Source organism: Psychrobacter sp. AOP7-B1-24 (assembly GCF_052376215.1).
Taxonomy (GTDB): Bacteria; Pseudomonadota; Gammaproteobacteria; order Pseudomonadales; family Moraxellaceae; genus Psychrobacter.
This window is the reverse complement of sequence record NZ_JBQSVL010000079.1, coordinates 1-13,313: the sequence shown is the minus strand read 5'-3', so window position 1 is coordinate 13,313 and position 13,313 is coordinate 1. Positions and strand designations below refer to the sequence as shown.

Annotated in this window: 7 protein-coding genes and 1 pseudogene; 2 read left to right on the top strand and 6 right to left on the bottom strand. The window is 41.7% G+C overall.

Going from position 1 to position 13,313, the window contains the following annotated elements; genetic code table 11:
* Positions 1-248 precede the first annotated feature (248 nt).
* Positions 249-701: a large conductance mechanosensitive channel protein MscL gene (gene mscL, locus ACT3QP_RS12575; protein ID WP_444518503.1), complete on the top strand. Its 453-nt coding sequence runs from the start codon at positions 249-251 to the stop codon at positions 699-701.
* A 219-nt stretch (positions 702-920) separates the two neighbouring features.
* Here mscL and ACT3QP_RS12570 read toward each other — a convergent pair whose 3' ends face one another.
* The 6 genes and pseudogenes from ACT3QP_RS12570 to cysM all read right to left on the bottom strand — a co-directional run bounded on the left by ACT3QP_RS12570 (position 921) and on the right by cysM (position 9,015).
* A complete protein-coding gene (locus ACT3QP_RS12570) occupies positions 921-1,361 on the bottom strand; it encodes a hypothetical protein (RefSeq protein WP_192519858.1) in 441 nt (146 codons plus the stop codon).
* A 281-nt stretch (positions 1,362-1,642) separates the two neighbouring features.
* Positions 1,643-2,543: pseudogene (gene mutM / locus ACT3QP_RS12565) on the bottom strand (bifunctional DNA-formamidopyrimidine glycosylase/DNA-(apurinic or apyrimidinic site) lyase).
* 68 nt (positions 2,544-2,611) lie between these two features.
* Positions 2,612-5,194 carry a RelA/SpoT family protein gene (locus ACT3QP_RS12560; RefSeq protein ID WP_192519856.1) on the bottom strand — a complete coding sequence of 861 codons (2,583 nt, stop codon included), beginning with the start codon at positions 5,192-5,194 and terminating at the stop codon, positions 2,612-2,614.
* 390 nt (positions 5,195-5,584) lie between these two features.
* Positions 5,585-7,126, bottom strand: coding sequence for a 23S rRNA (uracil(1939)-C(5))-methyltransferase RlmD (gene rlmD / locus ACT3QP_RS12555; RefSeq protein WP_192519855.1), 1,542 nt, complete (start codon positions 7,124-7,126; stop codon positions 5,585-5,587).
* A gap of 65 nt (positions 7,127-7,191) precedes the next feature.
* Positions 7,192-8,016 carry a 3'-5' exonuclease gene (locus tag ACT3QP_RS12550; protein WP_442069711.1) on the bottom strand — a complete coding sequence of 275 codons (825 nt, stop codon included), beginning with the start codon at positions 8,014-8,016 and terminating at the stop codon, positions 7,192-7,194.
* A 39-nt stretch (positions 8,017-8,055) separates the two neighbouring features.
* The gene (gene cysM, locus ACT3QP_RS12545) at positions 8,056-9,015 is read right to left on the bottom strand and encodes a cysteine synthase CysM (protein ID WP_444525730.1); all 960 of its coding nucleotides are present in this window, start codon (positions 9,013-9,015) and stop codon (positions 8,056-8,058) included.
* A 487-nt stretch (positions 9,016-9,502) separates the two neighbouring features.
* On the opposite strand from cysM, the gene ACT3QP_RS12540 reads away from it, so the two are divergent.
* Positions 9,503-13,018, top strand: a complete 3,516-nt coding sequence (locus ACT3QP_RS12540) for an ATP-binding protein (RefSeq protein WP_444525729.1) — start codon at positions 9,503-9,505, stop codon at positions 13,016-13,018.
* Positions 13,019-13,313 lie beyond the last annotated feature (295 nt).

Genomic DNA, 13,313 nt, shown 5'->3' with positions numbered 1-13,313 from the left:
ATGTTGGCCTTTTTTTTATGCTGTTAATATAATTTTTACTTAATATATTAATTAAATTATATAAACTATAGTATCTTAATTAAACTTATAATATGTTATATATAACTAAGGATATCAATATATGTATACAATATGGCAATAAATACGTAAAAATAGCCTTACAGCACTCAAATGATACCTATTATCAGATGGCTTATTGTGTGGCACATAAAATATAGTATACTCGAAAAAATTTTAGGAGATACATTATGAGCATGACATCAGAATTCAAAGAGTTTGCGTTAAAAGGCAATGTGATGGACCTAGCGGTTGGCGTCATCATTGGCGGCGCTTTTGCTACTATCACAAAATCTTTAGTAGACGATATTATTATGCCATTTGTCGCTTTTATTTTCGGTGGCGAGATCAACTTTAAGAATATGTTCTTAGTGTTAGGTGATGCTCCTGACGGTATTGCTATGACTTATGATGCACTTAAAGAAGCGGGTGTACCTGTATTAGCATACGGTAATTTTATTACTGTATTGATTAACTTCATTATTTTGGCGTTTATTATCTTTATGATGGTGAGAACGGTCAATAAGATGCGCCGTGCTGATGAAGTGGAAGAAGTGGTAGAAGAAGTCGTTGAGCCTTCAGAAGAGGTGCAATTGCTGCGTGAAATTAGTGCTAAGCTTAGCAATACTAATGGTTCAAAATAAAGCTATAGTCAGAAAGTCGCTACAGGGTTACTCTCTTCAAATGTAATATTAGTAGCATATGCACTCAGCTGTTTTATATCCATTTAGAGTTTTTGACTGCCTGTTATGGCGAATAAAATAATAAAAAAGGCTAACGCGAGGTTAGCCTTTTTTATTGTCATTTTACAAAGTTGTTTTTTAGAGTGTGTTCATTATTGAACGTTTTCTAATAATAACTGCTTATGGATTGACCACGACATAGTCATTGGTATTAATGAAAATTTCTGATGGTTGGTCTACCACAATACGCACGATATCATCATCCGTGACTTGTGATTTATAATAGCTGTCTTCAGCAACTGTACAACCTAAGCAACGTCCCATCGCGCTCCAAGGCTCAACAACCAGCTTTTGCTGTGCTTGAGTGGTTTTACCACCGATGACGGAGAAGGGTAGACTAACAAGATAGAGAGCCGTACCAGTGACAGCGCTCACAAGTTGTAGAGGTTTGCCTACAGCAGTATCGACCAACATGGTTTCGTAGGAAGGTCCAAAGTCCGTTTCATCAATCTCTATTGCTGCCAAGGCAGGCTGCATACTAGCGGCCATTAAACTTAAGCTTGCGGCGACAGTAAAAGCTTTTTGCTTAAATGTGCGTTGATTCTTGGCTTTAACAGTCATAACGATATCCTAAAATTCACAATTAGTATGATTGGTGGCTGCTGCTATTTTCAAAAAGAAATATCGCGGCAACGATAGCTAGGTTAAATATTACAGATAAATAAACCGTATGCACTATTTATGTAAGTGCTATTGCTATTAAAGCAAGATGCGGGCTAATAAGCAACAAAAATACGCATGATATAATGACCTTAATGAAAAAATATAAGGTGTTTTCCTAAAATGACTGTGTTGATATATTTATGGTGAATGAGATAGGCAGTAACTGTCTGAAATACTGCTCACATCGATGGTTGACAGCTCGGACAGAAAACACTTGCTCGACCGTTAAGTTTTATATTATCAAGTATGGTATTACAAGTTGGACAGGCCTTTCCTTGTCTTCCGTAAACGTTTAATGTCTGCTGAAAATAACCAGTTTGACCACTGGCAACTGTAAAGTCTTTTAACGTTGAGCCACCAAGTATGATGGCTTTTTGAAGGATGACTTTGATATGATCAACTAGTACAACAATCTGATCGTATGACAATTGATGAGCGGGTGTTGCGGGATGAATTGCTGATAAATATAAGCTTTCGGTTGCATAAATATTGCCAACACCTACCACGACCTGTTGTTCCATAATAATGGATTTGATAGGGCGTGTAATAGGCTGTTTTTTAGTTGGTAAGTTGGTGCGTTGAATGAGCTGATATAAGTAATCGGCAGTAAAATTGTCTGATAGTGGCTCAGGCCCTAAATGGTCTAATAGTTTCGTGCCATAATCTTTATACCATAACACTGAGCCAAAACGTCTTGGATCATAGTAGTGTAGCTGAGATGGTGTGTTATCAACATCATTAAAGACTATGATTAAATGGTCGTGTTTGCGTTTATCGGTACACATAACTGTGTTGCTGCAAGCTGCCAGACATGCCCAAATGAATTAACAGCTGACGTGTTTCTAACGTCGCAGTTTTGGCTGTATTACGGTTAGCATTGAATCGTGATGATGAGAAACTGAGTATCAAATACTTTGCTCTGCGCTCAACCTTATCAAGTGTAAAACCAACCAATTTATCTAAATCATCAGGCATCGCCCAGCGTAGTTTAGGTTGAAATACTTTTACATCAGCAACCTGCTGTGTTAGCAGTGGTGCAAGACTAGTCTTGGTGGTTTCTACTTCAGGTAGTTCAGGCATGATGTTTTTCTAATGGCTGTATTATTAAGTGAGTATTGTTAAGTAAATAGGCAATGCCAAGGTATTGTTTAGACGACAGCTCGACGAGCATGTAAGATACCGTGCTGTTGCTCCAATTTGGCCAGTAGCTTAGATAAATGAGCCAGTCCTGAAACCTCAATATGAAACTTCAAAAAAGCGATATTATCGTCATTACTAAGGGTTTGAACCTGACGGATATTGACGTTTTCTTTATCAATAATTTGTGTTAGATCACGCAATAGTCCTCGTCTGTCATATGCCTCTACATGAATATCAACTGGTTGATAGCGACCGGATTGAACGCGCCAAGCTGCTTCTATTTCGCGCTCTGGATCACGCTCTATTAAACGTGCATATTCGGGACAGCCACGATTGTGGACACTGACACCTCGTGACAAGGTGATATAACCAGCAATAGGCTCACCATGTACAGGGTGACAGCAGCCTGCTAAATGAACTTCAATATTATCTAATCCATCAATATGGATTTTATAAGCATCGAGTTTGTCTGCATCTCTGTTATCGACACTAAGTATGAAGTCTTCTGGAGGACTCTCAGGCTCTAGATGCAATTGACGAGAAATATGGCTAGTGAGCTGGTTTAGACCAATCTCACCAGTCACCAAGCCCACGATAATATCGTCGGTGGTATTGACATTAAAATGTTGAAGATAGTCATTTAAGTCAATGCTGTTTGGATGTACTGATAACCGCTCAAGCTCTTTGCTGAGCATTTGACGACCAATCTCGATGTTTTTATCACGGTCTTGTTTATTGAACCATTGCCTTAATTTTGAGCGTGCACGGTTGGTATGAATATAACCGAGGGATGCAACTAACCAGTCACGATTAGGTTCACGTGATGATTTGGTGATGATTTCAACTTGCTCACCTGTTTTGAGTTGATAAGTCAATGGCACATAGCGCTGATTGACTCGCGCGGCTTGGGCACGGTTACCAACCTGCGTATGCACGTAGTAAGCGAAATCAAGAACGGTGGCACCTTTTGGTAACTCGGTAATATCGCCATCACGGCTGAAGATATAAATACGTTCGAGCTCATCAAAGTCAACGAGTTGCTCCTCTTCATCGAGCTCCGTATCATCGAGTTCGTCATCTGTTAATGAAGGTGAGCGTAGCTGATTACGTGTTTCATTATTAATGGATAATAATTGACGTAGAGAGCTGATTCTCTGACTGAGATAGTTATCCTTTTTATTCTTTAGACCTTCTTTGTAATTGACATGCGCACACATGCCAAGCTCAGCCTCAAAGTGCATTTCATGGGTACGAATCTGTACCTCAAGAGATTTTTTCTCAGCAATAACAGCGGTATGTAGTGAGCGATAGCCGTTAGATTTGGGGTTGGTAATATAGTCATCAAACTGTTCAGGAATATAACGCCATAGGCCATGTACCAGACCGAGTACGTGATAACAGTCTGAAGGCGTGGTGACCAGTACCCGCAGTGCACGAATATCATAAAGCTGATCAAAGGATAAGCCTTTGAGCTTCATTTTTCGGTAGATAGAATATATATGCTTGACGCGTCCAGAAACTTCGGCTTCTATATTGGACGCTGCTAAGGCTTCATTGAGCTGGTCTTGTACACGCTGAATATAAGACTCACGCTCGCTACGTTTTTCGGAGAGGAGTTTGGCAATTTCTTTGTAGCGATCAGGTGCGAGATAACGAAAAGCTAAGTCTTCAAGTTCCCATTTTAGCTGTGCAATACCCAACCGATGCGCTAATGGTGCATAAATGGTCATGACTTCCCGTGCCACACGACTTTGCCGAGTGACACTAGAAAATGTCAGCTCACGCATAGCAAAGGTACGCTCTGCTAGCTTAATAAGCACCACGCGTACATCGTTAGTGACGGAAATAAGCATGCTATAGATATTGGATAACTGGTCACGTTGGTTGTTGACAAAGTGATCTTCCAAACGCTTATTATTTTCGATAATTTCAGACAGCTTACCCATTGCTAAGGCATCTTTGACCAAAGTAGATATATGCGATCCAAAGTTCTTTTCAATATCGGCAAGGCTTATGATTTCTTTACGTGCACTGCGATAAAGCATCGCCGCGACAAGGGCGTCTTCGTCTTGATAAAGGTAGGTCAGTATGTCGGTCATACCAATACCAGTCACATAAGCACCTGAGCGTTCAGATTCGTTGGTATTCATGTGATTACGAATGAACTCACAAGCAGCATGCAAGTTGGGTACAGAGTCTTGTCCGATACGCTTGGCCACGTTGTCTAACCAAGTAGGGACATCGATATTCACCTGATCTAAATCAATGACTTCTGGCTCTTTTTCAGCGAGAGGGTTATTTTCATCTAAAAGCGGGTTGTTGGAATATTCATTATCAAGCTCTAAATCATGACTATGTGAATCATTGCTGTGGGAATCATGACTATGGATAGTGTGTAATGCTGAACGGTCAAACGTAGTATGTAGCTTATGAGTGGTCAGCTGGTATTTTATATCAAGGGGAATTTGAGCATAGCTATTGGCAGACTGATGAGAGCGTTGGCTCGCGACCAGCTGTGCCGCAAGTGTTGCACTATCGGCTTTTGTGGTCTGTCCATCCACAAGTGGCAATCCTTCACGAATTTTTACCATAGCCGACTCCTCTTAGCTATTTTGAATTGATTATAACTGCATCTACTATACACACTCTACTACCAAACCCCAAAAATACAATCAGCGGTGTCAAAATTATTTAGTCTACGGCTCGTAGTGTTTGAACTTGTTTGACTTACTGATTTTATCTTTTGAATGCCATAAGTTTATGATTCAAAAAGTATTCACTATAAACCGATAGAGCTGCTAAAAATTTTTAGCAGCCATAAACTGTGCATAAAATATATAAAGTTATAGATATAAAACTTTCTAGCCATAAATAAAATCAACATAGAAAATTTGTTCACTATTATCTCATTTTAAGGCGACAAATCAAGCGAGGCTATGTAATGTCAGCCATTTATAAAGATAAATATAGTCAGAGAACGACTAGACCGCTATTTTTTCGAAACGGGCGATCGACTCAACATGCCCCGTATGACAGAACATATCCATCACGCCAGCATCTGTCAAACGATAGCCTTGTTCTAATAACGCTTTTGTATCACGGGCGAGCGTCGCAGGATTACAAGAGACATAAACGATACGCTCAGCATTAAATTTAGGCAAATACTGCATAATCTCCCATGCGCCAGAGCGTGGTGGATCAATCAGCAATGCATCAAACCCTTGGTTCGCCCACGGTTTGTCGGTACAGTCCTGCGTCAAGTCTTGGCTATAAAATTCGGTGTTATGGATACCATTGCGTCGTGCGTTATCTGCTGCACGCGCCGTCATGGCTTCGCTGCCTTCTACGCCGATTACAGACCCTGTCTCACCAACAAGCCGTGCTAGTGGTAAGCTAAAGTTACCCAAGCCGCTAAACAGATCCAGTACGCGCTCTCCTGTTTTTAGATCCAATAAGTCGCAGGCGAGTTTGGTCATTTTGCGATTGACCGATAAGTTTACTTGCGTAAAGTCAGTCGGAATAAACTCAAACGTCAGATCGTACTCTGGTAGCTGATAATACAAGCGCCCAAACTGCTGACTCATATCATCAGCATCGGTCAGTGCGATGCGCTGAATGCTGTCAGCCCCTTTAGATTGTAAATATAACTGCCAATTACGCTCTGCAAAAAACACTTTGAGTTTCTCTATATCAGCGTCTGACAATGGTTCTAAGTTACGCACGATAAGCGCAACGGGCTGGTTGCCATCTGGCAGCTCAGGTATCTTTTCACCCATGGCCAGTTCAAGCTGGGCAATCTTATTGCGACTCTCTAACGTACTAATGAGTGCTTTTAAGTTTTCAATTTCAAAACCAATTCTTGGGTCTAGAATGTGACACTCATTTAATTCTGCTAAGAAGTTACTTGAACGCTCGCGAAAGCCGACCAACGCTGTTTCTTTTTTGGTGACATAACGCACACCCATTCGTGCTTTTGTACGGTAGCCAAGACGATCGGCGACCACGGGTTCGAGCCAGTTATCAGGCGTTACATTGGCCTGATGAATAAGCATTTCGGCCAGTACAGATTGCTTGAAGGTGATTTGGCTTTCTGGCTGCCAATGCTGCAAGTTACAGCCGCCACAGACCCCGAAGTGCGGGCAGGGTGGTACGGTTCGCTCAGGATTTGGATTGGCAGTAATACTAACGGCATCGCCTTCTTCAAAACTGCTACGGCTATTGGTTATTTTGACCAACGCGCTTTCACCGGGCAGCGCAAAACTGACAAAGGTTGTTTTGCCATGCTTGTCTTCAGCATGACCATCGTCAACCCCAAAACCATTGCCATAGGTGGCAACACCGCGACCATCATGCGACAATCTATCAATGGTAAAAGGAATTGGCTCGGCATCTTTTAGGCGACGACGTGTTTTTGATGATGGCTTAGATTTTTTCTTACTTGGCGGAACGATGATAGTTTGGCCAGCGTTGGTTTGTGACGTCGCGTCAGAGGTTATAGCCGTTTTTGAATCGGTGGGTTGCATAAACCTGCCTTAATGATAAGTAACTAAAAATGAAAGTAAAAGTGATTGCTTGTAATGCTAGTATTTCACGATGTGGGTGCAGAGGACCAATGAGCGATGAAGTCCTGATGACGCAGTTGACCATCTGTTTGGGTATATCCTGCTAAATAGTCATAGCTCTGCTGTTGCCAAGCATCAAAGTCTTGTGACGATAGTTGTCCGGTCAAGCGCAACCAACGTAAATATATGAGCCAAGTATTCATCACATCGGATTCGCAATAGATAGAAAGCGTTTGCCAGTCATTAGTAGTGACAAGCTTACCAACCATACTGCCATCTAATTTTGTTTTATCTGGTAAGCCATACAAACGTGCAACGACATCCATGGCTTCACGGCGACTGGCACCGTATTGACTAAATCTATCCATCAAATCAAGGTGGCGCGTGTGGAAGCGATTGACGTAATTGTCAAAGCGCATGTTTTTTATACGCTCGCCTTCTTCAAATAACCATGGCGCTGATAAATCGTATTGCATGGCGCGATAAATAAGCACCGGAATATCAAAGCCTGAGCCATTCCAGCTGATAATCTGTGGTAGCTTTTTAAGCTCACTAAAAGCTCTAAAAAACTTGGTAAGAATCTCTCTTTCGCTCAGCTTATCTGCTGTTAGTGAAAATAAAGAAAACTTGCCATCTTTGATATACAATGCAGAAATGCAGACAATACGCTGTAATGGCAGGCGCATAAAATCATGCCCGGCTTCTTGCATACGTATCGCAGTCAATGCGCTTAGTGCGTCTTCGTCATTGAGCTCAGCCAACTGCGGGTAGATACGCCGCGCACCCTCTGTATCAGCGACAGTCTCGATATCAAAGACCAGTATAGGGTCGGAAGGTAATGCTTGTGTCATAGATAAACCCGACTATTTATAATATTGATTCTTATAAGATTATAGTGCTGTATGGTCTACGCTATCATTGACATTATATAAACCTGTCGATAAATAACGATCACCACGATCGCATACAATAAAAGCGATAACCGCGTCTGGATTTTGTTTGGCAACTTGTATTGCAGCCCAAGCTGCTGCACCTGAAGATACTCCTGCGAAGATACCTTCTGTTTTTGCCAGTTTGCGCATATAAACCTCTGCAACACGTTGATTGATATCCATCACGTCATCGATCAAATCCGCATCAAAAATACCAGGCATGTAAGCCGCAGGCCAACGGCGGATGCCTGCAATAGATGCTTCTTCATCAGGCTGTAGACCAATAATTTTAATATCGGGGTTTTGTTCTTTAAGATATCGTGCCACACCTGTAATCGTACCAGTGGTACCCATTGAGCTGATGAAATGAGTTATTTTACCACCAGTTTGAGCCCATAGTTCAGGGCCTGTGGTCAGGTAGTGAGCGTGACTGTTATCAGGATTGTTAAACTGATCTAATACAACACCTTGACCCGCTGCTTGCATTTGCATCGCCAAATCTCGTGCCGCCTCGATGCCTTCATCGACTTCGATTAACGTCGCACCATAGGCAATCATGGCATCTTTGCGCTCTTGGGTTGAGTTGGTCGGCATCAATAGTGTTATCGGATAGCCACGCATCGCGGCGACCATGGCCAAAGCAATGCCCGTATTACCGCTGGTTGCTTCAATGAGCATATCGCCTGGCTTGATATCACCACGCTGTTCTGCTTGATAAATCATATTGAAAGCAGGTCTATCTTTGACAGAACCTGCTGGATTATTTCCCTCAAGCTTGGCCAGTACGGTAGCGCCATTTGTTAGTTGCTCTGTGTCAGGTAAGCGCTGTAGTTTAACCAATGGTGTCTGACCGACACAGTCAGCAAGCGTGGAGACCTGAGTAATAAAATTAGCATTTGATATGGCTGCCACGGACATAAGGTATCCTTATTAATTTTTGATATTAAGTTTTAAATATAATTTTAGTTTTCGAGTAAAGGTGTGATTACAGTTGTTATCGCGGTAAGTTAATGATTTAGTGGTTAATTGTACTACTGCCACTTCAATAAGTCGCAACAAAGCGATAGCCAGTAAAAATTTGAGTCATTATATCATTTTGTTTTTGGCTACGCTGATGGCATCAATATATTTTGTTAAATGAGTGGCGTTCGAAAATGGCTAGATAATTTAAATGATGTTAAAGCAACAGATATTTACTATATATCACAAGTCCAAGTAGAAGAAATCTAAGTATGCGGTTAATGGCATAGATGATGATATTTGTGTTTATAAATGCTGTTAAAATGGCTGAAGTATCTAGGGCGCATCTTCAATTCAGTCGATCTTAGACAATTTTTTATTAGGTAGGATGGTTTGCTGCTACGATTAATAGGTAGCAAACATTCCAGTAGAGAGTAACACTAGCATGGCATATAAAAAACGTTTTGATACAAGCAGTGCGTATGACCAATTAATCATATTGGTGTTTTTACCAATTTGTGTGTTGGCAGCCGTTGGCGGTATTTTGGTCTTTTATGAAACCATGCGTGCGAGTAACTCAGAGCAAGGTGTCTTGGCTGAAGCGGTGCTTATTCGTTATACACCAGTGATTGCCGAGCTCATTCCTGAATTATTAGAGCAAGAGCAAAAGCAAGTTACTAGCGAAATTTATATAGGTGATACGCCTCAGACCGTTATTACAAAGCTTGAGGATATCCAAGATAAGCTGGGTCGAATGCAGTCCGAGCAACACGTACAGCGTATTGCTATTATTGACGAAAACAATCAGGTGCTTACCGCCGTTGGTTACGGATTAGATGAAGCGTGGCCATCCATCGATACCAAAGAAAGTTTCTTGTCACAAAAGCAAACACCGATTGGTACTGCTTATGGCAGTGTGCTAGGCGATTTTGAAGGACAAAGACTGTGGTTATTAATCGATATGGATAACGAGCCGCTTTATATTGCGCGTTATCGTATTGCCATGGCGCTAGTGATTACTGGTTTGTTCACGATATTGATTTTATTACTCAGTTTAAATATTTATTCAAAGCGCTGGATAACACCAATCTATGAGCTACGTTTGCAGCTACAACGCACTCATGTAGATAACTTGTATTATCCCATTCCGGTTGAATCAGATGGTGAGCTCAATCTGCTGCAGCAAGATTTGGTCAGGACATTCCGCCGTTTGCATATGAGCTTTCAAGAGCTTAAGGATCATGCAGAGCAAACGGAAGATGATTTACGTTTGGCCTTTGACGAGATGGAAATGCAAAACATCTCTATTCGAAATGCGCGTGATGCCGCCATATCGACCAGTCAAGCCAAGTCTGCTTTTTTGGCCAATATCAGCCACGAGCTGCGTACACCACTTAACAGTATTGATGGTTTTATTAATCTATTAGCACGTCATGGTGAGTTAAATCCTGAGCAAGATTTGTATGTGCACACCATACGTAAGTCTTCAGCTCATTTGCTAGCATTGGTAAATGATGTTTTGGATTTTTCCAAAATTGAAGCAGGTAAATTGGTACTCGATCGCCATGAGTTTGACCTCTATGACACCATTTATGACGTGGTGGATATGCTCTCGCCAGTAGCAGCAGAGAAAGGTTTGCGCATGGCGGTGCTGTTTTATAACGATGTACCGATGCGTATCAACGGTGATGCTCTGCGTCTTAAGCAGGTATTGACCAATATTGTGGGCAATGCCATTAAATTTACTGATACTGGAGATGTGGTCGTACGGGTGAGCTTGGATGATCACCGTGACAACTACCTGATGATTAGTATACAAGATAGTGGAAAGGGTATTTCTGTAGAAGATCAAAAAATGCTGTTTCAGAGCTTTAGCCAAGGTGATCCATCTATCACTCGTCAATACGGTGGTACAGGACTGGGTCTGGTCATCTCCAAGCAGTTGACTAGGCTGATGGGTGGTGACATTGGCTTTCATGACAATGCGCAAGAAAACATCGCCAATCAGGGCGCGACGTTTTGGTTTCGCATGCCAGCCCATGTCGATGTACTAGAGGCAGCCACTGGTCAAACGATTGAACTGCCAGTCTTGGCACCGCTTGCGAGTGAGACCGATGAGTTTAATGTGTTGGTATGGATTAATCATGCCGCCTCTATCCAAGTGCTCAAAGCCAGCTTGCAATATTTACCGATTACACTGACCCAAGCCAACTCATTGCCAGGTGTGCTTGAATCATTAAAAGAACGCGGTAATTATTGGGACTGGGTCATCGTCGATGATGATACACAAGACGATATGATGGCACTGCTCAAACAGATTCGCTTGCATTACCAAGGCAAGCTTGCGGTATTTGGTTATCAAGTGGCTGCGGATCAGGCACTATTGAATCGCTATCATGCCAATATTTTGTATGAACCATTGGATAAAAGACAGCTCTACGCCATGCTAGATACGCAAAAGCGGACTGTGCCAACCAGTTTGCAAGAACCACGTTGGAAAGGGGTAACGGTTCTAGCAGTCGATGATCATCTACCCAACCTACTGGTATTAGATGCTTTGTTGAGTGAACTTGGTATTCATGTTTTGACAGCAAGTAGTGGTTTTGATGCCATAGAGATTATCAGTAAGCAGCAGATTAAACACACCAAATTATCGAAAAATGATAAGCAGAGTCTGTCAAGTAAAACTCAGCTCTCTAAAGCGGAAGCTCGCGATGAAGCGAATAAAAAATCTAATAGTACGCTTTTTGAAGATGCAAATACCGAAGATAAAACGGCTATTCAGGGTAAAGATAATATTGATTTAATATTTATGGATATTCAAATGCCACGTATGTCAGGGCATGAGGCAGCACGTCAGATTCGCGATATTGAAAGTGATGATAATCATACCCCTATTATAGCGCTGACAGCGCATGGCTTAGCGGATGAACGAGATAAACTGATCGCCAGTGGCATCAATGATTATGTTGGTAAACCTATTAGCCAACCGCAATTGCTACAAGTACTACAAAAATGGCTTGGACGGACATCGAACACATCAGAATTAATGGCGCTGCCTAGCACAGATTTACAAAGTGTTGACTTGTATGATGGTGAGGTATCAGAGACAGAGTCTGGTGTTATTGATTCGGTCACTAGTCACTCAATGAGTAATAGTATTCAGCCTCATGATTTGCAAAATAGAGATGCTGAAATACAGTCAACTTGGCCTTCTGATTCTGCTACTAAGGCTTACACCATGGTACAAGGAGATGAAACCGATAAGAATGATGCGTTTGATATCGCCAACTCACAAAAAATTACTCGTCCTTTATCATTGAAAAAAATTCGTGACGACTACCTACGTGACAGTCAGCCTCGTGACGATTATAGGCGAGAACCATCACGTGAAACCCAACCTCGTTATGAAGGGTTACATTTAAATAAACATGGACAGGTACCATTATTGTCTGCACCGAAATTGTCTGCACCGAAAAAACCAATAGGTGGCTCTCATGATGAGCGGATAGCATATACAGAGTCAGGAGATTACGATCAAGGAATTAGAGGTCTAGAGGTTTTGGATTGGCAAGATGCATTGCATCGCTCAGCAAATAAACCTGATTTGGCAGCCAAGCTTATTATTATGATGCTTGATACGATCAATGATGAAAAACAGGCATTAGCCCAGGCATGGGAAAAGAGAGACCGCAACATGCTGGCACAAACTGCTCATCGTATATTAGGCGGTAGTCGTTATACAGGTGTGCCACAACTACGTCAGGCCAGTCAAGATTTAGAAGATAAGTGTTTATTGAATGTACAGCATACCACCCCTGCACAGTTTGCTATGCTTGAGCCGTATTACGAGGCGCTAATGCTAGCGTTAAACAATTTACAGATGTTAGATTTATCTGGCTATCCTCAGCTGACTTATCATCGTTTGAGTGAAAATGATATGACATGGAAAATGATTTAACAGGGTAACCATATGGGAATCCCATAGTAAGGTAAGTACTCTAGTGGTTCTTTGACTATATCGTACCGTCACAGTCAGTTATTGCTGAGGTAGGGTAGAGGTAAGCCTGTTAGTATCATTGTTATCGGCGCTATATTTTATTCATTCATTAATAAGGATTGTTATGAAACCGATTGCTACTTACAAGTATGAGACCTTACAGGTTAGGGTGTGTATAGAATTCAAATCAGGGGCAACCAGATAAAGACACAAGCGAGCATTACCGCCGCTGCATAGCTATCTTTGAGCTTATCAT

Coding starts and splice junctions, on each gene's coding strand:
- mscL (WP_444518503.1), top strand. CDS start 249: ATGAGCATGACATCAGAATTCAAAGAGTTTGCGTTAAAAGGCAATGTG.
- ACT3QP_RS12570 (WP_192519858.1), bottom strand. CDS start 1,361: ATGACTGTTAAAGCCAAGAATCAACGCACATTTAAGCAAAAAGCTTTT.
- rlmD (WP_192519855.1), bottom strand. CDS start 7,126: ATGCAACCCACCGATTCAAAAACGGCTATAACCTCTGACGCGACGTCA.
- ACT3QP_RS12540 (WP_444525729.1), top strand. CDS start 9,503: ATGGCATATAAAAAACGTTTTGATACAAGCAGTGCGTATGACCAATTA.
- cysM (WP_444525730.1), bottom strand. CDS start 9,015: ATGTCCGTGGCAGCCATATCAAATGCTAATTTTATTACTCAGGTCTCC.
- ACT3QP_RS12550 (WP_442069711.1), bottom strand. CDS start 8,016: ATGACACAAGCATTACCTTCCGACCCTATACTGGTCTTTGATATCGAG.
- ACT3QP_RS12560 (WP_192519856.1), bottom strand. CDS start 5,194: ATGGTAAAAATTCGTGAAGGATTGCCACTTGTGGATGGACAGACCACA.